We start from the raw sequence: 21028 nt of genomic DNA, 5'->3' as shown, positions 1-21028 counted from the left end.
CGGTCAACGGTCAGTCCCGGCGTCCGCGCGGTAGCTTCCAGTAGCCGCAGAACATGATGCTGGTCTTCGGGACACCCTGCCCGACCCAGTGCCGGCGCATCGTCGTCGGGACGTGCGACTCACCAACCGCCCAGCCGAACATCTGCGGGTCGACGCCCTCGTCCAGCGCGTGCCGCACCGCGGCCCGGCCGGGTGCGGCATGCGGGTCGTCCCGGACCACCCATCGGAGTTCGACGCCGGACGGCCCGACGATCGGTTGGGCGTCGTCCGGGTGCGGGGTCTCCACGACGGCCGTCCCGGTGGCGTCATCACCCAGCGAACCGAGAATTCCGGCCACCGCCGGCAGGCCGGTCTCATCGGCCACGAGGAACAGTCGGCTGCACTGCGGATCGGGGTTGAACGCGGTGCCTTCGTCAATGATCGCCACCGCGTCCCCCGCGGAGCACGACTGCGCCCAGGTCGCGGCCGGGCCTACCGGGCCGGCGGCCGGGTCGCCGTGCAGGACGAAGTCCACATCGAGTTCCGGACCGTCGGAGCCACCAGGGCGAAACGCCCGCACGGTGTAGTTCCGCATGATCGGCCGGGTCGCCTTCGGCATCGTCAGATATTTGACGTACGACAGGGTGTCGAGCTTGTCCGGTAGCCGTTCCAGCGTGTGGTCAGCGATCGGGATGAACAGCCGGAACCATTGGTCGAAGCCCATGTGGTCGAACCGCGCGATGTCGCCGCCGCCCAGCGTCACCCGGGAGAAGTTCGGCGAGATTCGCTGCCGCCGGAGAACCCGCAGGTTGAGCAGCGTCGACTCGGCCGGCTTGACCCGGGTCGTCGAGAGATTGGTGCGTGCCATCGAACGCCCTTCCGTTTTAGAATTAGGCCAGCCTAACCTAATTATCGATTCGTCGACCGGCCGACCGCCCGGTCCGGCGGGGCACGCCGCGCTCGTTAGGGTGGGCCTGAGCGACCGTCGCCGATATCCCAGGAGAAGCCCATGCCCCGTACGAGCCAGGCTGTCATCGCCCGCGCCAAGGGCGCGCCCGTCGAGGTGGTCACCATCAGCGTGCCGGACCCCGGACCCGGCGAGGCGGTGGTGAAGGTGCAGGCCTGCGGGGTGTGCCACACCGACCTGCACTACCGCGAGGGCGGCATCGGCGACGAGTACCCGTATCTGCTGGGCCACGAGGCGGCCGGCCTGGTCGAGGCGGTCGGCGAGGGTGTCACCGAGGTGACGCCCGGCGACTACGTGATCCTGAACTGGCGCGCGGTCTGCGGCGATTGCCGCGCCTGCCGCCGCGGCAGGCCCTGGTACTGCTTCAACACCCACAACGCGTCGCAGAAGATGACCATCGCCGACGGCCCGGATGCCGGCACCGAACTCAGCCCGGCGCTGGGCATCGGCGCCTTCTCGGACTACACGCTGGTCGCTGCCGGCCAGTGCACCAAGGTCGATCCGGCGGCCCCGCCGGCCGTCGCCGGCCTACTGGGCTGCGGGGTGATGGCCGGCCTGGGCGCCGCGATCAACACCGGCGGCGTCGGCCGCGGCGATTCCGTCGCGGTGATCGGCTGCGGCGGCGTCGGCGCGGCGGCCATCGCCGGTGCCCGGCTGGCCGGCGCCGCGAAGATCATCGCCGTCGACCTGGACGACCGGAAGCTCGCCACCGCAAAGGATCTCGGTGCCACGCACACCATCAACAGCTCGGCCACCGACCCGGTCGAGGCGATCCAGGCGCTGACCGACGGCAACGGCGCCGACGTGGTGATCGACGCGGTCGGTCGGCCGGAGACCTGGAAACAGGCGTTCTACGCCCGGGACCTGGCCGGCGTGGTGGTACTGGTCGGCGTTCCCACCCCGGAGATGACGATCCCGGAAATCCCGCTGCTCGACGTGTTCGGCCGGGGCGGTGCGCTGAAGTCGTCGTGGTACGGAGACTGCCTGCCGTCGAGGGACTTTCCGATGCTCATCGACCTGTTCCTGCAGGGCCGGCTACCGTTGGACGCCTTCGTCTCGGAGACAGTCGGGATCAACGACGTCGAGGCGGCGTTCACCAAGATGCACTCGGGTGACGTGCTCCGGTCCGTAGTGGTTGTGGGGAACAGATGAGCATCGTCGGCAGCGCGGATGCGACCTCGGCGCCGCGGATCGACCATGCAGTCACCTCCGGCACCTTCTCGCTGGACGGCGAGACGCATCAGGTGGACAACAACATCTGGGTGGTCGGCAACGACAACGAATGCCTGGTGATCGACGCACCGCACAGTGTCGACGACATCATGGCCGTGGTGGGCGGCCGCACCGTGACCGCGATCGTCTGCACGCATGCCCACGACGATCATGTCCGGGTGGCACCGGAGCTGAGATCCCGTACCGGGGCACCGATTCTGTTACACCCGGCCGACCTTCCGCTCTGGGAACTGACCCATCCGGACGTCCGGCCGGACGATGACCTGGCCGACGGCCAGCTGCTCCGGTCCGGTGGGGCGGAGCTGCGGGTGCTGCACACGCCGGGCCACTCGCCCGGCGCGGTCTGCCTGTACGCGCCCGCACTGGGCGTGGTGTTCACCGGCGACACGCTGTTCAACGGTGGCCCGGGCGCGACCGGCCGCAGCTTCTCCGACCGCCCGACGATCGAACGGTCGATCCGGCACCAGCTGTTCACCCTGCCGCCGGCCACCGTGGTGCACACCGGGCACGGCGACTCGACCACCATCGAGGCAGAAGCCGACGCGCTGGGCCGCTGACGGCGGAGTGCCGGGACAACCCCGCTACGCCCCCGGGACAACCCCGCTACGCCTGCCGTTCGCCGGCACAGCGAAGCGAGGACACAAGCCCGCGACGAAGGAGCGGGATTGTGACCGCAGCCGAGCGCGGCCGGCGAACCAAATGACACAGCGCGGCCGGCGAACCAAATGACACAGCGCGGCCGGCGAACCAAAACGGCTCAGCACTGGGCGCCGCGCAACGCCTTCCAGGTGCGTGCGTCGACGGTGCCGGTGACCGGCAGCTTGTGGTCGGCCTGGAAGGTGCGGACCGCTTGCTGGGTGCCCGGCGTGTAGACACCCCACTGGTCCGGGCCCAGCGGGCCGACCGAATAGTTCAACCGGTTCGCCAGCACCCGCTGCAATTCGCCGATCCAGGCGTGCTGGTTGCTGCCGGGGCCGACTGCCGGGATCTTCGCCGGGTTGGCCGGGCAGACGCAGGAGTAGTAGGCGTGCGAGGTATTCGGGTTGGCGCCCTTGATGAACGCGTCGGCCGGGCCTGCCAGCCGGGCGGCGCAGGCGTCGTACGGCTGGGCGTAGGTGCCCGCGTAGAGCACCCAGGTGTTGCGCTGGTTGGCGAAGATGCCGCACGACTTCTTGGAGTCGGCGGCCTTGGCATCGGCCGGAACCATGCCCTGCGACTTCAAGGTCGCCACCCGCGAGGTGAACGCTGCTCGGTCGAGTTCGGAGGCCAGTTGCACGAGATACCCGCCACTGCAGGGGATATCGGCCTCCGGCACGCCGAGACCGGCCGGCTTCGGCTTGGTGGTCGGCTTCGGCTTGGTGGTCGGCTTCGGCTTGGTCGTCGGCTTCGCCTTGGTCGTCGGCTTCGCCGTCGTCGTGGACTTCGCCGTCGTCGTGGGGGTGACCGCCGTCGGCCTGGTGGTGGTCGGCTTCGCCGGCGTGGTCGCGGTCCCCGGTCCGGCGCCAACGGCGCCGGTCGCCGTCACCGTGACGGTGTGCGGCGCAACGGAGGAGGTCGCGGGATCGGTGTCCGGCGCTCCGGTGCCGCCGGATCCGCTCGCGGTTCCCGCCGTCGGGCTGCCACCGGTGGGCTCGACCGAGCCGGAGATGCTGCCAGTGGCAGACGTCGCGGTCCCGATCGGTGCGTCCGGATCCGGCTGGGCATTGTCCTTGGACCAATTCGGCGCGATCAGGATCGCGGCGAGCACGACGGCCACCGTCAGCCCGATCACTCCGATGACGCCGAACAGGGCATTGCGCCGCCGATGGGCCTCCGGCGGCAGCGCCGTCATCCTGGTCGGTTCGATCGAGGTGGGACCGTATCCGGGCGCTCCGTATCCGGGCGCTGGGTAACCGGCCGCGGCGCCTCCGTCGGTGCGGTAGGGATCGGCGCGGTAGGGATCGACTCGGTAGGGGCCGGAGCTGTACGGCCCGCCCGCGGGCTGTTGGGGCTGCTCCCAGGCCGGCGGTTGCGGGGTCTGTCGAGCGCTGAGCCCTGGCAGGATCGCGGCCGGATCGTCGTCCCGCGGCGCCCCGCCGAAGATGTTCGGGACGGTGATGTCGTTGTCCGGATTCGATCCCGAACCCGGACGCTGGTCGTCACCCGCCACTGGTCCTCCGTGCGTCGCTGTCCTGTGGCACAACCGGCTGCCGTGCCCTCGCAACCCGTCACGGTACTTCAGGACCCTGGGTCGCCCCGTCGTTTTGTCCGGATCGTCGCCGAACTTCGGTCGCCCGTAGGCACCTCACCTGCGCGAATGACGAAGAGTGACGAATTCGACGGTGGCCGGTGAGCGGCCGGTCAACTAGCGCCGACGGGCGATCCGGGCGCCGACCAACACCCCGGCGAGCATGCTGGCCGCACCGAACAACGCCGCCCCCAGCAGCGGCAGGGTCTGCACCCTCGCGGCCAGCGACAGCGGCCCGACGTGGCCCGGCAGGTAGGAATCCGGTTGACCGGGGCCGGGCCCGACCTCACCACCGACCGCCCCCGCGACGACCAGTGGCTCCGCAGCCGCCGGCGCCTTGCCGGCCGGCTTCTTGCCGGTCAACACGTCGTCAATCGCCGAGAAGAACAGCCCAGCGGTCTTCTTGGCGACGCTGGTCAACACCCGCTGGCCGACGCCGCCGACCATCCCGCCGACCACGGCGTCGGCGTCGTAGTCCAGCTGGGTGGTGCCATCGCCCAGGTCGGTCAGTTTCACCGCCACCGTGGTGTCGATGGTGCCCGGCCCGCCGGCGCCGTTGGCGCGCATGGTCAGCGACGCCGTCGCACCGGCGCTCGCCGGCGGAACCTTGTCGTAGAGCCGCACCTCGCCGGTGTAGCTGCCCTTGATCGCCGCCACCCCGAGGGTGACGGTCATCCCGAAGTGTCCGTCACCGATCTCGGTGAGCTGGTCGCAACCGGGGATCACCCCGGCCAACACCGCCGGGTCGTTGATCGCCTGCCACACCCTGTCGGGGGGGGCATGCAGCACTGAGGAACCGGAAACCTTCACGGGGTCAACCCTTCTCGTACCTGATTCGTCGTCAGCGCGGTGGCCGTCGCGCGCAACTCGAACAACTTGCTCGGATTGAGCGGCATCGCGTCGATCCGCAGCCCCACCGCATCCTCCACCGCCGAGGCGATGGTCGCCGCCACCGGGATGACGCCGGCCTCACCTGCCCCCTTGATGCCCAACGGGTTCAGCGGCGACGGTGTCATCTGATGGCCCAGTTCCAGTCGCGGCACCTCGGTGACGTACGGCATCAGGAAGTCCATGAACGAGGCGTTCTGCAACTGTCCGGACTCGTCGTAGGCCATCACCTCGTACAGCGCGCCGCCGACCCCTTGCGCGACCCCGCCGTGCACCTGACCCTCGACGATCATCGGATTGATCAGGTTGCCGCAGTCGTGCACCACGCAGTACTTGCGGATGGCGATTTCGCTGGTGTCCGCGTCGATCTCGACGATCGCCGCATGCATGCCGGAGGCGAAGGTGGACCGCGGCGGCGAGTAGTAGTCCTTACCCTCCAGCCCCGGTTCCTCCCCCTCGGCGACCGGCGGCTTGTCCGGGTCGGCCGGCTTGGCGAACTGGGTGGCGGCCTTGGCGGCCTCATCGAACGCATAGCGCAGCGGGTTGGACAACACTGCAACCTGGCCGAGCGGGATCGACGTCGACGGGTTGCCCTTCATGGAGATCAGGCCGGACTCGATCTCCAGATCGTCCGGGTTGCACTCCAGCACGTCGGCCGCCACCCGCAGCGCCTTGGCCTTCGTCTTGCGTGCTGCCAGCGCCACCGCAGATCCGGACATCACCGCCGCCCGCGAGGCGAAAGTGCCGACCGCGTAACCAAAACGTCGGGTGTCGCCGGTCACCACTCTGATCTTGTCGAAGTCAACGCCGAGCTCGTCGGCGACGATCTGGGCGAACACCGTCTGGTGTCCCTGACCCTGGCTGGTTAGCCCGATCGCCACCTCGACGCTGCCGTCGGTCTGTACGTTGACGTGCGCACCCTCGTACGGACCCGGCCCGGTGCCCTCGACGTAGCAGCCGAGCCCGATACCCAGCAGCCGACCCGACGCCCGCGCTTGTTGTTGCAGCGCAGGGAATTCGTCCCAGCCGATCATTTCCTTGAGCATGGTCAGCTGGTCGGGGTAGTTGCCGGAGTCGTAGATCAATGGCCGGCCGTCCTGAAAGATCAGGCCCTGGTCGTAAGGGAACTCGTCGGGCAGGATGAAGTTCGCCGACCGGACCTGCGTGCGGTCTCTGCCCAGGTACTGGGCGATCCGGTCCATGGTGCGTTCCATCACGAAGACACCCTGCGGCCGGCCGGCCCCGCGGTACGGGGTGACGATCACCGTGTTGGTGTACACCGAGGAGAACTCCACCCGATAGTTCGCCGGCTTGTACGGGCCGAGCAGCTGGGTCGAGGTGACGATCGGGCAGATGATGCCGTACGGGGTGTAGGCGCCGTTGTCGTGCCAGAAGGTGACATCGAGGCCGAGAATCCGTCCCTCGTCATCGAATCCGACCCGGACGTGATGTTCCTGCCCGCGCTCGTGCGCCGCCGAGATGAAGTGTTCGCGGCGGTCCTCGGTCCACTTGACCGGTCGGCCGAGCCGCATCGCGGCCATCGGAACCGTGATCTCCTCGGGCCACGGATGGACGATCTTCACCCCGAACCCGCCGCCGACGTCCGGCGCGATCACCTCCACCTTGCCCAGCGCCAGCCCGAGCTTGGCCGCGATGGCCGCCCGCACGCTGGTGGATGCCTGGGTCGAACTGTAGACCCGCAGGCTGGCGTCGTCGGCATCCCACTTCGCGTGAACCGCCTTGCCCTCCAACGGCATCGACGCGGACCGCTCGATCGACAGGTCGTACTCCAGGGTGTGCGGCGCGCCGGCAACGGCCGCCCTGGCGTCGCCGCGTTCCTGTACCAGGTGGGCGGCGACGTTGTCCGGAACGTCGTCGTGCACGGTCGACGCCGCGGCCCGGGACGCCTCGATCCCGACCACGGGTGCCAGGAACTCGTAATCGACCCGGATCCGGTTGACGGCATCCTCGGCCAGGTAGCGGTTCTCCGCCACCACCATCACGATCGACTCGCCGACGTGCCGCACCGTATCCTTCGCCAGCGCATAGCCGGTCCGCGCGGCATGCAGTCCGGGATGCGGGATCAGCACCGGAAGTGGCTCCCCTGCAGCACCTTCCAGGTCCTCGTGGGTATAGATGGCCACTACACCCTCGACGTCCAGGGCGTCGGTGACGTCGATGTCCAGGATTCTGGCGTGCGCGTGCGGGGAACGCAGGTAGGCGACTTCAAGGGCATGCTCCCCGTCGGGGCCGGTACCGACGTCGTCGGTGTACCGACCGTGCCCGGTGGTCAGCCGAAGGTCCTCGGTGCGTTTGACGGCGGTGCCGAAATAGCGAGTGACCATCAGGCGCCGGCCCCGTCGGCGTCCTGGTCAGCGGAATGGGCGGCATCCGAATGCTCGGTGAACCGGTCGGTGAGCGGCGCCGCTGGGTCCTTCGCCAGCTCGGCTGCCCGTAGCACCGCGTCGACAATGTTCTGATACCCGGTGCAGCGGCACAGGTTCCCGGCGATCATCTCGACCGCCTCGTCCCTGGTCGGGTCCGGGTTCTCGGCGATCCCGGCGGTGATGGTGGTCATGAAGCCCGGGGTACAGAACCCGCACTGCAGCGCATGGCAGTCCCGGAACGCCCGTTGCACGGGCGACAGCGAGTTCGGGTCGCCGGACTCGTCGAGCTGGCCGAGGCCCTCGGCCGTGGTCACCTGGTGGCCGGCCGCCGTGACCGCGAAGACCAGGCAACTGCGCACCGGGGTGCCGTCCAGCAGCACCGTGCAGGCGCCACACACGCCGTGCTCGCAGCCGACGTGGGTCCCGGTGAGGCCGAGATCGTGCCGCAGGTAGTCGCTGAGGGTGCGTCGGGACTCCACCTCCGCGCTGCGGTGAGTGCCGTTCACCGTGACGGCGACCGTCGATCGGGCACCGGCTGGCACGGTGCCGGTAGCCACCTCGGCGCCGTTCCGGGACGTTGATCTGACCTGCTCACTCACGCGCTGCGGTCCTCCTCGTTGTGTCCCGACTCGTTGTCCCGACCCATTGTTCCGACGCGCTGAACGGCCTGCGCCACCGCCTGTTCGGCCGCCCGGACGGTCAGCACGCCGGCCAGCTGACGGCGGTACTCGGCGGTGGCGTGAATGTCCGGCAGCGGGTCGACGGCCGCCCGGGCCGCCGCCGCGGTGGCGGCCGCTGCGTCGTCACCGGAGTTCCAGGCGTCGGTCAGATCCACCGTCAGCGGAGTCTCGGAGACCGAGAGGTAGCCGCAGCGCAGGCCGGTGACCGCGCCGGCGGGGTCGACCGTGGCGACCGCGCCGACGCCGCACAGCGCATAGTCGCCGTGCCGCCTGGCCACCTCGACGAACGCCGAGCCGGTGCCGGCAGAGGCGGCCGGGAAGTGCGCCGACACCGCGAGTTCGTCCGCGGCCAGGGCCGACTCCAGCGGCCCGACGAAGAACTCGGTCGCCGGAATGGTCCGCTCCCCGCGGGCCGAACGAGCCGTGATCGTGCCGCCGAGCAGCGTTAGCACGCTGGTCATCTCGCCGGACGGGTCGGCGTGCGCCAGCGAGCCGACAGTGGTGCCGCGATTGCGGATCGTCGGATGCGCCACCAGCCGCAGCGCCTGCCGCAACAGCGGCTGGGCCGCGGCCGCCGCGTCATCCCGTTCCAGACTCGCGTGCCGAACCAGCGCGCCGATCGTCACCCCGGTGGCATCCACAACGATGCGGTCCAACCCTGCTACGGCATTGATGTCGACCAGATGCGCCGGCTCGGCCAGCCGCATCGCCAGCACCGGGATCAACGACTGTCCGCCGGCCAGCACCTTGCCCTCGTGCCCCACCTCGGCCAGCACCGCGACCGCCTCGTCGACGGTGCGCGGCCCGTGCCAAGTGAAGGGAGCGGGTTTCATCCTTACGATCCTGCCCCAGCGCGGCCCCGGGCGTACGGCAGGACCTGACATCGACGGGTCGACTTGCTGTCAGGACCTGCCTGGCGGCGCCGCCGGCGCGCGGTCGAGCAGGTAATGACCCGCCCGGTCGAACCCGGTGACGGCCCAGCCTGTCGCCAACAGGGCCGGCAGTACCTCCCCGACGACCATCCGCCACCTGGTCGCCAGCTCCGGTTCGGAGCGCCGCAGTGCCTCGATGTCCGCCGGGATCGCCAGCCGACAGCGTGACGCGTCCGGCGTCGCGGCGGCGACCGGCGCACCCGCGGCATCCCGATAGATGGCAGCCGGGACCGCCCGGTCGATCCCGACCTCGGGCGGGTCGGGGACGGGCGCCGTCAGGTGCCAACGGACCAGCAGCCGATCGGTGCGGTCGCCGGCATTGATCGCGTCCGCCATCTGGCCGTAGAAGGCCACCAAGTACTCCTCGGCGCTGGCCCCGAGCACCCGCAGGTTGAGGTAGGCGTTCCGGGCGATCAGCGGATCGTAGGTCCACGCTATCGTCTGCACCTCGCGCTGCAGACACCACGCCCGCTGGTGGAGTTTCATCGCCCGACCCACTCCGCGACCGGCGCCGCCGGGCAACACGCCCGCCACATGCGAGTGCAGCAACTGGCTCCCGTTCCCGTCGCGGCCGAGGAAGCCGACGCAAGCACCGATCAACTGTGCCCCGGCGAAGGCGCCCGCCACGTAATTGCCGCTGTGGGCAAGCGCACGCAAGAGGTTCGGTTCCAGCAGCCGGTGTCCCTCGTCCATCTGCCACACCTGATCGATGACGTCGGCGGCATCACGTTGGTGCGCAACATCGTCGAGCAGTTCGATCCGGACAGCTGCTGCCGCCGCCGCGGACAGCGCGGCCGCGGACGCGCCCAGCGCCATCGTGGCCGCCTTCGGCTCCCCGGTCGAGGCTGCTGTTGGCGCGGCGGCGGACGGGGCCGCCGGATCCGTCCGAAGCGTCATGACGACCAGCCTCGCCGGTTACACCGGGCTCTGCATCGTCGGCCGGAACCAAAGCTCAGTGGACCCTGGTGACCGGACACCATCACCCTCCGCGACTGTCCGTGGGCACCAACGAACAGGGGAAGATGGTGGCAACAGACCAAGTCTGGCCTTAGACGGATCCCTAGCGTGAAGGTGTGCTGCCCATGGCGCCGACTGGCCACCCCCTGACCGGCCTGGCCCGCGTACTGTCCGATCTCGGGGGCACCTTCCTGGATCTTCTGCACGGCGACATCGAGCGGACCGGGCACGTCGGTGGCGTGCACATCTACGACCTCGCCCACCCGCTCGAACCGGCCTTCGCCGCCGTGGTGCTCGGGGTCGGCGTGCACGACGAGCAGCAGGCGGCCGACCTGGTCGCCGAACTGGCCGACACGGCCGCTGTCGCGCTGGTGGTCCCGCTGCCGTTGACAATCGGACCGCAACTGCGGGAACAGCTCGACCGCGCCGGTCTGGTCCTGTTCGGTCTGCGGCAAGGGGCGTCGTGGGTGCAACTGGCCGCCGTGATGGGCACGGTGCTGGCAGAGTTCGACGTCGGCGAGGTCGAGCCGGCGTCACTGGGCGGGCCGCCCTCCGGTGATCTGTTCGCCGTGGCGAACGCGGTCGCTGCGCTGATCGACGCGCCGATCACCATCGAGGATCGCCACTCAAGGGTGCTGGCCTTCTCCGGCCGACAAGACGAGGCCGATCCGGCCAGGGTGGCCACCATCATCGGGCGCCAGGTCCCCGCGGAGAACATCGCCCAGTTGCGGAGTCGCGGCGTCTTCGACCGGCTGCAGAACGGCACCGACCCGGTCCATGTCGACGCGCTCGTCCTCCGCTCGGGTGAGTTCTCGATGCCGCGAGTGGCCGTTCCGGTATGGGCCGGCACCGAGTACCTCGGCTCGATGTGGGCGGCAGTCCCCGCTCCGTTGGGCGAGCAGCGACTGGCCGCCTTCGCCGACAGCGCCAAGTTGGTGGCATTGCACCTGCTCCGGGTACGTGCCGGGGCCGACGTGTCCCGTCGGTTGCAGACCGACTTGGTCAGCACCGCGTTGGAAGGCGGCCCCCGCAGCGGCGACGCGATTGCCCGGCTCGGTCTGGCCGGACGATCCTCGGTGGTGATGGCGTTGTCGCTGGTCGCCTCGCCGGGTCTCGCCGGTGCAGCCGACCAGGCCGCCCGCCGCGAACACCTCTCCGACGCACTGGCCATGCATCTGAGTGCCTTTCACCGCACCTCGGCGGTCGCCACCATCGGTTCCGTCGTGTACGCCGTTCTCCCGGTCTTCGGCGACCCGGCGGGCCAAGCGACCCGCACGGCGCGGGCGTTCCTGGACCGGAGCAACAGTCCGGCCGTCATCGGGATCGGTTCGCTGTCACTGGACGCCGCCGGGTTGGCGCAGTCTCGGATCGATGCCGACCGCGCCCTGCGAGTGCTGGCGGCCCGTGGTCGGTCGGGCCGGCTGGCCACCATCGACGACGTCCATTTCGATGCCCTGCTACTGGAGTTCGACGACCTGGTATCGGGGCGCGGCGGGCTGCCCGTCGGGTCGGTCGCCCGACTGCTCGAGCACGACACACAGCACCAGACCCAGTTCATCAATACCCTGCACCACTGGCTCGAGGCCTTCGGCGACGTGTCCCTCGCCGCGTCACGAGCCATCGTGCACCCGAACACTTTTCGGTACCGGCTCCGTCGGTTGGCGGAGGTCGGCGACATCGATCTGGACGATCCGACCGATCGCTTCGCCGCGCTGCTACAGCTCCGGCTGATGTCTCTACGCGATCAACCAGGAGACCGTCCGGCCGCCGTCATCCCGATGTTCGGCCAGCAGAACCGGCCACCGACCGCGGACCAGGCCCCGCCAAGGCAGGAACCGTGAAGAACGCGATCCTGCAGGAACTCTCCCGACTCGCCGAACGCGACGAGCAAACGGCACACCACCGGTTGACGGAAGCCGTCCGGGCCGCGCGCGGTCCGCTGCGGCAGCAGCAGCCGGACGGTGATTACCTGGTGAGCTTCGTAGCCCTTGACCACACCGAGCGACCCGCGCTGCGGACCGAGCTCCTTCCCGGCCTCGAGCCGTCGGCATGGCTGGACCCGGTGCCCGGGATCGCCGGTGCCTGGTGTGTCGAACTGGTGGTGCGCAGGGACATCCGCACCACGTATCAGTTCCAGGACCGGATTCTGCCCTTCCCCGGCGCCGAGGCACTCGACGACCCTGCGGTGCTGCAGCGGTACGTCAGGCAGCGGTATCGGGTGAGCCACGCGGACCCGATGAATCCGGACCGCCGGCCACCGGCCGTCATCGACCCCGCAGCGCTGGCCGAGCCGACAACGCCGGCACCGGACGGTGGTGCCGGGGAGGCCGTGCAGCCGCCGATCGAGAAGTGGGATTCCCTGCTCGAACTGCCCGACGCGCCGGCCTTCCCCTGGCACCGCCCCATCGCGCAGCGGGGAACGGTGACCCGCCGGCGGTTCGACTCGGCACGGCTGGGCAACTCCCGGGACCTCACCATCTGGACGCCACCCGGACATCACGCTGCCGGTCCGCAACTCCCGGTGCTCCTGCTGTTGGACGGTGAGGCCTTCGCCGACGAGAACGTCCGTGCGCCATGGATCTTCGACGCGCTGCACGCCGCCGGAAAGGTGCGGCCGTTCATCGGGGTCTTGGTGCACAACGCTTCGGAGACCTCCAGGATGACGGAGTACCCGTGCAACCCGGAGTTCGCCGATGTCGTTGTCGACGACCTGCTGCCGGAACTCCGCGCTCGCTACCGAATCTCGTCCGAAGCAGCCGACGTGATCGTCGGTGGCTTTTCCTACAGCGGGCTGGCTGCCAACCATCTCGGGTTGTTCCGGCCCGATCGGATCGGCGGCGTCCTGTCGTTGTCCGCGTCGGTGTGGTGGGGCAAGCGTCGGGAGGGTACCGGCGAGCTGGTGGCCGCGTCCGGGCGGGACGACGCCCCCGAGTGGCTCACCAGGAACATCCCGGCAGCACCGAAAGTCGTTCCGGCGCCGCGATTCTGGCTCGATGTCGGGATCCTGGAGGATGCGTCCATCCCTTACGCGGACGGCGCAAGCATGCTGGACTCGAACCGCAGGTTCTCCGACGCCCTTCAGGCCAACGGGTATCGGGTCGTCGACTATGTCGAGGCTCCGGGGGGACACGATCTGCTGCACTGGCGGGTGGCGTTGGCCGACGGCTTGATCGCCCTGCTCGGCCGCTGATCACCAAGCCCCGGTCAGTCAGCCCGTCAATCCGGCACTGCCAGTTGTTCCGGGTCGATCTTCTCACCCAGCCGGGGGGCCGACTCCAGCAATTCGCGGGTGTAGGGATGTTGCGGATCGGCGACGATCTGCTCGGTCGGGCCGATCTCCACAATCCGTCCGCGTTCCATCACCGCAACAATGTCGGAAAGATAGCAAACGGTGGCCAGGTTGTGCGAGATGAACAGCACCGACATGGCCAGCCCGCGCTGCACCTCTCGCAACAGGTTCAGCACCTGGCCCTGCACCGAAACGTCAAGGGCAGAGGTGATCTCGTCGGCAATCAGCACCGCCGGCTCGGCCGCCAGCGCTCTGGCCAGCGCGATCCGCTGGCGCTGGCCGCCGGACAGGCCGGACGGCATTCGCGGCGCCAACAGGGGGTCGAGCCCGACCTGTTCCAGCAGCTCGGCGACGGCGCCCCGCCGCTCGGCCCGCCGCACGTCGCTGGGCAGCGCCTCGGCGATCGAGGCGCCGATGGACATCCGCGGATCCAGCGACGAGTACGGGTCCTGAAAGACCATCTGCAGTCCGCCGCGCCGGCGCCGGCCGGTGGTCGCCGGCTGTCCGTCAACCAGAATGTCGCCTGATCGGGCGTCGACCAGGCCGACGGCCGCGCGGGCAAGCGTGGACTTGCCGGATCCGGATTCGCCGACCAGCCCGACCACCGTCCGGTCGGGGACCACCAGCGAGACGGCATCGACCGCCACCACGGTCTTCTCGCCCCGCCCGAACGTCACCGTCAGGTTCCGGAACTCCAGGCTGCTCATCGACCGCGCTCCCTCGTCCGGCTGGGCTCATGGGACGGCATCACCGGGCCTGCCGTGGCGGTGGTCGCCCGCTGGCGGGACACGACTGCCGGAGAGTCGATCACCACCCCGGGGACCGGCCCCTGCTGCGGGTGCCAGCAGGCCACCGAGCCGTTGTCGATCGGCTCGAGAACCGGGTCCTGCTGACACTTCTCGCTGGCGAACGCGCAACGTTCGGCGAAGGCGCAGCCGATCGGGTAGTCGGCCGGCTGCGGCGGTCGACCTTCGATGGTCCGCAGCGATTGCGAGCGGTCGGTCTGAATGGTCGGCACGGCAGCCAGCAACGCCCGGCTGTACGGGTGCCGGGGGCCGGCCAGCAGGTCGTCGACCGGGATGTCCTCCACCACACGGCCGGCGTACATCACCAGGATCCGGTCGCACATCGCGGCCACCACCGCCACGTCGTGCGAGATCAGCAGCAGCGCAGACTGTTCCGCCGCGCGGACGCCGGCGATCAACTGCAGGACGCGGCGCTGCACCGTCGCGTCCAGGGCGGTGGTCGGCTCATCGGCGATCAGCAGGGTGGGAGAGCCCATCAGTCCCATGGCGATCATCGCCCGTTGCCGCATACCGCCGGACAACTCGTGCGGGTACTGCAGGGCCCGCTGTTCGGCCCGGGAGATACTGACGGATCTCAGCCGGCCGATCGCCCGATCGAGCGCGGCCCGTCGGCCGATGCCCTGGTGCTCGGTGGCAACTTCGGCCAACTGCCGACCGACCTTCATCACCGGATTGAATGAACTCATCAGGTCTTGGAACACCACGGACATTGTCGTTCCGAGCATCCGGCGCAGTTCCCGGGACGTGTTGGCCGACAGGTCCCTGCCCTCGAAAGTCAGCGACTGGACGTCGACCCTGGCCGGATCGGGCACCAGTCGTGCCACCGACATCGCCGTCAGCGACTTCCCAGATCCCGACTCTCCGAGAATGCCGACCGCCTCACCGCGGGCGATCCGCAGGTCGACACCTCGCACTGGGACGGACTTCTCACCCCGGCCGCGGGGGAAGCTCACCGTCAGCCCGCGCAGGTCGAGCACCAGGTCGTCAGCGCCGGGCGAGCCGTCGGGACCGTCCGCGACGGATGTGGCCGCTCCGGTCGCCGGCTTCGCCGGCAGCCTGGCACTGCCGACCCGTCGACCGACCAACTGCGCACCGACCTCGCCGGTCAGGTTGAGTGCGAGGCCGGCCAGCACGATGGCCAGGCCGGGGGCCAGCGCCGCCGCCGGGTTGACGTAGATGCCGTCGAGGCCGTCGAAGAGCATCCGACCCCAGTCGTAGGACGGTGCCTGCACACCGAGACCCAGAAAGGACAGCCCGGCGAATGCCAGCAGCGCCCCGCCCGCGCTGAGACTGATGTTGACCACCAAGGTGTCTGCGACGTTCGGCAGCAGATGTCGCCCGATGATCCGTAGCCGGCCGACCCCGATCACCCTGGCCGCCGACACGTAGTCGCGGCCGACCACCCCGGCGGTCAGGGTCTGGGTCAGCCGGGCGAAGCCGGGGGCGAACGCCACGCCGAGGGCCAGCATCGCGCCGCTCGGCGATGCGCCGAAGATGCTGGCGAAGAAGAGCGCGAGAAGCAGCCCTGGAAACGCGACTGCCACGTTGACCACTGCTACCACCGCCCTGCCCACCCGCGGCCCGGCCACCGCCGGGATGGCGCCGAGCAGTAGTCCGATGACGGCGCCGATCGCGGTGGCACCGAGCGCCAGCCCGATCGACAACCTGGTCGCCACCAGTACCCGCAACAGGATGTCCCGGCCGAGACTGTCGGTGCCGAACAGGTGCCCGTCGGTGGGCGGCGAATTCATGTTGTCGACGTCGAACTCCTCGGCCGCCGCACCCCAGATCATCGGCCCGAACACGACCAGCAGGAGCAACAGCAGGTCGACCAACAGCGCCGCCATACCCAGTGGTGAGGTGGCGAGCCGCCGCAGCAGTCCGCCGCGGCCGGTCCCGGCCCTAGCTGCCGCCCGGTCGACCATCTTCTCGGCGATGTCCGTGGTACTCATCAGGTTTCCTTGATCGTCGAGCGCGGGTCGGCCAGGCCGAGCAGGATGTCGACGACGAAGTTGATCAGCAGGACCAGGCCGCCGTACACCAGCACGATGGCCTGGACCAGCGGATAGTCGTTGTCCAGGATCGAGCTGACCAGGGACGGGCCGAGGCCGGGCCAGGCGAAGATCGTCTCCACCAGGACCGTCCCGGCGACCAGGCCCGACAGCAGCAGCCCGGACAGGGTGAGGGTGGCGGTCAACGCGTTGGGCAGCGCATGTCGCAGGTAGATCCGCCACGCAGGAAGCCTCTTGGCCCGCGCGGTCCTGATGAAGTCGAGGCCGAGCACCGCCAGCGCCTCGACCCGGACGATCCTGGACATGGCCGCGATCGGCCCCAGGGCGAGCGCGGCGACCGGAAGTACGAACGACGCCGGGCCATCCATCCCGGCGATGGGGAACCAAGGGTTGGTGACGGCGAACAGGTACACCAGCCCGACCGCCAGCAGGAACTCAGGGATGGCGCTCACCACGATGGAGACCGTGGTGAAGGAAAGTTCGACGCCCCGGCGCCGTCCGTTCTGGGTGAGTACTGCCATCAGCATGCCGAGCGGTACGGCAATCACCATCACCACAACGAAGGCGATGACCGCCAGCAGCAGAGTGTTCGGCAGCAGATTGCCGATCGTCTCGCCGACCGGTAGCCGGCTGGCCAGCGACACCCCCAGATTGCCGGAGAACAGGTCGCCGAGGTATTTCAGGTACTGCTGCCACAGCGGCAGGTCGAAGCCGAGCTCGGCGCGAATGCTGCTGACCAGCTCGGGCGAGGCGTTCAGCCCGAGCGCCTTGCGCACCGGGTCGCCCGGCACCAGATGAATGATCAGGAACGCGAAGGTGATCAGGGCGAACAGCGAGACCACCAGCCGCACCGTGCGCCGGAGCAGGAACCCCAACCACGGTGAGCGTTGCGGTCGCTCCGACGGTGATTGCTCGACGGCCGTCGAGGCTGTCTGCTGAGCCATACCGCGATTATCGGGGCACCATCCGGCACCGGTCTCGTATCGCCGGACGAACTCCACCGGGTTCTCTGGCCCCGCGGACACACGCCCGACCGAGGCAGCGGGCGGCGGATGGCTACAGCGCGACGTCCGGCGACTGTCTGTTGGAACAGAGGACCGGCCATAAATTGGGCAGTGGAACCACCTTTCCCCGGCGGCGAACGCGCACCCTGGCATCAACCAATTCACCCGTCGAAGGAGTTCCCATGCGTGCACGCGTGTTGGCGGCGGCATCGCTCGCCCTGTTGCTGACGGTGGCCGGATGCTCGTCAGGTAGTCAGGGATCCTCCACCGGATCGGCCGGGCCGACGTCGAGTGGTGCCGCTTCTGGTACTGCCGGCGGCACCGGGTCGGATGCATCATCGGGAGCCACCGGGTCGGCCGGCATGGGTTCCGGCACGAGTTCCGGGGCCGCGTCCGAACCGGCGGGCACGCCGGCCGGCGCGGTGACGATCGGACTCGGTGCCGACCCCGGCAATCTCGATCCGTGGTCGTCACTGAGCCAGTTCAACCTCATGCTGGCGCTGTTCTCGTACGACACCATCGTCTCGATCGACGCCGACGGACGTCCCGTCCCGGCCCTCGCCGAGAAGTGGGAGCAGGACGGCGATTCCTGGACCTTCCACCTCCACCAGGGCATCACCTGCAGCAACGGCACCCCGCTGACAGCGAAGACCGTCGCGGACAACGTGAACTGGGCCGGCGACCCGAAGAACAAGTCGCCGATGGCCGGGCTGTACCTACCGGCGGGCGCGACGGCGACCGCGTCCGGCGACAGCACGGTGACGATCACGCTGAAGAGCCCGTCCCCGTTCTTCCTGCAGGGCCTCTACGGATTCCCGATCATCTGCAGCGACGACCTGAGCAAGCGCGACGCGCTGGCCGCCAAGACCTCCGGGTCCGGCCCGTACGTGCTGACCGAGGCCGTTCCGAACGACCACTACACCTACACCGTCCGGGACGGCTACACCTGGGGCCCGGCTGGGGCGACCACCGCGGTGGCCGGCATGCCGAAGACCGTCACCATCAAGGTAGTTGCGAACGAGACCACCCTGGCCAACCTGCTGCTGAAGGGTGACGTGAACATCGGCGCGGTGGTCGGGCAGGACCGGACCCGGCTGGCGAAGGCGAACCTGTTCAAGGTCGACATCCTCTCCCCGGCCGGCGAGTTCTTCTTCAACCAGAAGAAGGGCCTGCCGATGGAGGACGAGAACCTGCGCAAGGCATTGATCGCGGCCATCGATCTCAGCGAGCTGAACAAGGTGTTCTCCAGCGGCAACGGAGTGGTGCCGACCCAGATGCAGGTGATGGCCATCACCTGCCCGACCGAATCGATGAGCAACCTGCCGGCCTTCGACGTGGAGGCGGCCAAGTCGCTGCTGGACCAGGCCGGCTGGAAGCTCGGTGCCGGCGGCGTCCGGGAGAAGGACGGCAAACCGCTGTCGCTGACGCTGATGTACGACACAGGCAGCCCCTCGATCCAGGCGGCCGCGGAACTCGCAGTGGCGCGCTGGAAGGCTGTCGGCATCGACGTCAAGGCCACGGCAGGCGATGTGATCGGCGACGCTCTCTTCGGGACCGCCACCTGGGACATTTCCTGGCAGGGTGTCGGCACGCTGAATCCGGCGCAGCTGATCCCGTTCTTCACCGGGCCGGCGCCGACCGAGGGCAACAACTTCGGTCACACCGACAACTCGGAGTACGCCGAGCTGACGGCCAAAGCGATGAAACTACCGGCCGAGAAGGGCTGCTCCTTGTGGAACCAGGCGGAGGCGAGCCTGTTGTCCCACGTGAATCTGGCGCCGTTCTCCTTCTCCCCGCAATCGTTCTGGGGTTCCGGGGTCACCTTCCGGATGACCGCGGGTCAGATCACCGCCACCAGCCTGCGGGTCGCCTCGTGATGGCGAACGCGCGAACCACCGCCTCCAAACCTTCCCGATCCTCCCGGACCGGCGGTTCCCGACCGGCAACCGTCGATCGGGCCATGGCGGAACGACTGACCGCGGTAATCGAGGCGGAACTGGCGACGGCCGGGGTCCCGGGCGCCGCGGTCGGGGTGGTCCGGGACGGCACGGTGTTGCTGGCCCGGGGATTCGGCCTGCGCAACGTCGCAACCGGCAAGCCGGTGACCACCCGGACGCTGTTCCCGATCGCCTCTTGCACCAAGGCGTTCACCGCTGCCCTGGTCGGCGGCCTGGTCGACGAAGGCACTCTGTCGTGGGAAGCGCCGGCACGCACCTATCGGCCCGGCCTGCGGCTGACCGACACCGCCGCCGCCGAACAACTCACCCTTGCCGACATGCTGTCGCACCGCTCCGGTCTCCCTCGGCACGACCTGATCTGGTACCACAACGACGAACTCGATCGGGAGGCGCTGATCGCCGGCCTGGCCCATCTGCAGCCGAGCCTGCAATTGCGTCAGGGCTGGCAGTACAACAACCTGATGTTCGTGCTGGCCGGGCACATCGCCGGCAGCGCATCCGGCAGCAGCTGGGAAGACGCTCTGCACCAACGGGTCCTGTCGCCGCTGGGAATGACTTCTACACTGACCGGCCTGTCCCAGCGGCGACCGGCTGATCACAGCCTGGGTTACGCGCTACGGAACGGCGAGACGCGACCGATCCCATTGGAATCGGTGGACGCCTGCGGGCCGGCTGGAAGCCTGGTTTCCAACCTGGACGACATGCTGGCCTGGTTGGCGTTCAATCTGGATCCGGCGTCGGTGACCGGCAACGGACTGCCGACTCCGGCGACGGTCGGCAAGCTGCAGCGGCCGGCGATGCTCAAGCCGGAGCCGCCGGTCAGGTGGCCCGAATGGACCTCTCGGGGCTACGGCTTCGGCTGGTCGATCGACGACTACCGCGGCACCACCGTGATTTCCCACGGGGGCAACCTGGACGGTTTCAGCAGCATCGTCAGCATGGTGCCGGCGGCCGGCATCGGGATCGTCGTGCTGTCGAACCTGGACGTGAACGGCGCCCGGGACGCCATCCCGCTCGCCGTCGTCGACGAGCTACTCGGGCGGCAGCCGCCGCCGTGGGGCGAACGGTTCGCCGAGCTCTACGACCTGATGGTGCACCAGCCGAATGCTGCTGCCAATCGCCGGATCAGCGTGGCCGGCGGCGCGCCGCGGCCCCGACCGACCGCCGACTACGTCGGCAGTTACCACCATCCGGCCTACGGGGCGCTCGAGGTCACCCGGTCCGGCCGACGGCTGGACTGCACCCTGCACGGCTATCAGCTGGCGCTCGAACCGGTGCACCTGGACGCGTTCGAGTTGCGCGACGAGGTCAAGGACCTTCGCTTCCCCGGCCGGTTCGAGGCCGACTTCGACGGCCGGGTGCACGCGGTTTCACTGCTGCTGGAGCCGACCGTCGAGCCGGTGGTCTTCACCCGTCAGCCGTTGGACCTGCCCGATTCGACCGCGTCCCGGCTGGCCGGCCGGTACCGGCTGGGACCGCTCGACGCGGTCGTGGCCGAGGGCGAAGGCGACACCGGTCTGACGCTGGCGATCGGACCGAATCCGGCCACGCCGCTGGAGCTGCACCAGGGCACCACCTTTGCGGTCACCGGCGACGCCAACAGCTGGGTGAACTTCGACGTCACCGGGCGGGCCAGGGCCCGTTCGGTGACGGTGTGGCCGGTCGGGGTGTTCGAGCGCGTCGGCGACTGAGGGCCGACTCATCCGCGC

Annotated in this window: 16 protein-coding genes; 6 read left to right on the top strand and 10 right to left on the bottom strand. The window is 69.3% G+C overall.

Features of this window, described 5'->3' with window-relative positions:
• Positions 1-10: 10 nt before the first annotated feature.
• A complete protein-coding gene (locus K340_RS0111645; protein WP_029136838.1) occupies positions 11-847 on the bottom strand; it encodes a siderophore-interacting protein in 837 nt (278 codons plus the stop codon).
• Positions 848-988: 141 nt separating this feature from the next.
• Between K340_RS0111645 and K340_RS0111640 the strand changes: the two genes are divergently transcribed.
• Both K340_RS0111640 and K340_RS0111635 read left to right on the top strand, forming a co-directional pair.
• Positions 989-2098: an S-(hydroxymethyl)mycothiol dehydrogenase gene (locus K340_RS0111640; RefSeq protein ID WP_029136837.1), complete on the top strand. Its 1110-nt coding sequence runs from the start codon at positions 989-991 to the stop codon at positions 2096-2098.
• On the top strand, positions 2095-2736 hold the full coding sequence (locus K340_RS0111635) for an MBL fold metallo-hydrolase (protein WP_051265906.1): 642 nt from the start codon (positions 2095-2097) through the stop codon (positions 2734-2736). The genes K340_RS0111640 and K340_RS0111635 overlap by 4 nt, the downstream gene beginning before the upstream one ends.
• A 200-nt stretch (positions 2737-2936) precedes the next feature.
• On the opposite strand, the gene K340_RS0111630 is transcribed toward K340_RS0111635, so the two are convergent.
• The 6 genes from K340_RS0111630 to K340_RS29410 all read right to left on the bottom strand — a co-directional run bounded on the left by K340_RS0111630 (position 2937) and on the right by K340_RS29410 (position 10190).
• A complete protein-coding gene (locus K340_RS0111630) occupies positions 2937-4328 on the bottom strand; it encodes a peptidoglycan-binding domain-containing protein (RefSeq protein WP_029136835.1) in 1392 nt (463 codons plus the stop codon).
• Positions 4329-4523: 195 nt separating this feature from the next.
• Positions 4524-5195 (bottom strand): SRPBCC family protein, encoded by a 672-nt coding sequence (locus K340_RS0111625; protein WP_211229390.1) that lies wholly within the window; start codon positions 5193-5195, stop codon positions 4524-4526.
• A 17-nt stretch (positions 5196-5212) separates the two neighbouring features.
• Positions 5213-7639, bottom strand: a complete 2427-nt coding sequence (cutA, locus tag K340_RS0111620; RefSeq protein ID WP_029136833.1) for an aerobic carbon-monoxide dehydrogenase large subunit — start codon at positions 7637-7639, stop codon at positions 5213-5215.
• Complete coding sequence (locus K340_RS29415; RefSeq protein ID WP_154674210.1) at positions 7639-8238, bottom strand: (2Fe-2S)-binding protein; 600 nt, start codon at positions 8236-8238, stop codon at positions 7639-7641. The genes cutA and K340_RS29415 overlap by 1 nt, the downstream gene beginning before the upstream one ends.
• A 38-nt stretch (positions 8239-8276) precedes the next feature.
• A complete protein-coding gene (locus K340_RS0111610) occupies positions 8277-9194 on the bottom strand; it encodes an FAD binding domain-containing protein (protein WP_029136832.1) in 918 nt (305 codons plus the stop codon).
• 69 nt (positions 9195-9263) lie between these two features.
• Positions 9264-10190 carry a hypothetical protein gene (locus tag K340_RS29410; protein WP_211229389.1) on the bottom strand — a complete coding sequence of 309 codons (927 nt, stop codon included), beginning with the start codon at positions 10188-10190 and terminating at the stop codon, positions 9264-9266.
• A 185-nt stretch (positions 10191-10375) separates the two neighbouring features.
• On the opposite strand from K340_RS29410, the gene K340_RS29405 reads away from it, so the two are divergent.
• Both K340_RS29405 and K340_RS34220 read left to right on the top strand, forming a co-directional pair.
• The gene (locus K340_RS29405) at positions 10376-12091 is read left to right on the top strand and encodes a PucR family transcriptional regulator (RefSeq protein ID WP_084614284.1); all 1716 of its coding nucleotides are present in this window, start codon (positions 10376-10378) and stop codon (positions 12089-12091) included.
• Positions 12088-13440 (top strand): alpha/beta hydrolase, encoded by a 1353-nt coding sequence (locus K340_RS34220; RefSeq protein WP_029136831.1) that lies wholly within the window; start codon positions 12088-12090, stop codon positions 13438-13440. Before K340_RS29405 ends, K340_RS34220 begins: the two co-directional genes overlap by 4 nt.
• Before the next feature lie 26 nt (positions 13441-13466).
• Here the strand turns inward: K340_RS34220 and K340_RS29395 are convergent, their stop codons facing one another.
• Genes K340_RS29395 through K340_RS0111580 form a run of 3 tightly spaced genes read right to left on the bottom strand, consistent with a single transcriptional unit; the run spans position 13467 to position 17301 of the window.
• A complete protein-coding gene (locus tag K340_RS29395; protein ID WP_037364298.1) occupies positions 13467-14246 on the bottom strand; it encodes an ABC transporter ATP-binding protein in 780 nt (259 codons plus the stop codon).
• Positions 14243-16297, bottom strand: coding sequence for a dipeptide/oligopeptide/nickel ABC transporter permease/ATP-binding protein (locus K340_RS29390; RefSeq protein ID WP_211229388.1), 2055 nt, complete (start codon positions 16295-16297; stop codon positions 14243-14245). The genes K340_RS29395 and K340_RS29390 overlap by 4 nt, the downstream gene beginning before the upstream one ends.
• Positions 16297-17301 (bottom strand): ABC transporter permease, encoded by a 1005-nt coding sequence (locus K340_RS0111580; protein WP_029136830.1) that lies wholly within the window; start codon positions 17299-17301, stop codon positions 16297-16299. The genes K340_RS29390 and K340_RS0111580 overlap by 1 nt, the downstream gene beginning before the upstream one ends.
• A gap of 242 nt (positions 17302-17543) precedes the next feature.
• Between K340_RS0111580 and K340_RS29385 the strand changes: the two genes are divergently transcribed.
• Positions 17544-19238: an ABC transporter substrate-binding protein gene (locus tag K340_RS29385; RefSeq protein WP_084614283.1), complete on the top strand. Its 1695-nt coding sequence runs from the start codon at positions 17544-17546 to the stop codon at positions 19236-19238.
• An 83-nt stretch (positions 19239-19321) separates the two neighbouring features.
• Positions 19322-21010 (top strand): serine hydrolase, encoded by a 1689-nt coding sequence (locus K340_RS0111565; RefSeq protein ID WP_161632094.1) that lies wholly within the window; start codon positions 19322-19324, stop codon positions 21008-21010.
• Positions 21011-21028: the final 18 nt, after the last annotated feature.

Source organism: Nakamurella lactea DSM 19367, assembly GCF_000426645.1.
Lineage (GTDB): Bacteria > Actinomycetota > Actinomycetes > Mycobacteriales > Nakamurellaceae > Nakamurella > Nakamurella lactea.
Note: the sequence above shows the minus strand (reverse complement) of the source record. Positions and strands in the feature narration are given on the sequence as shown.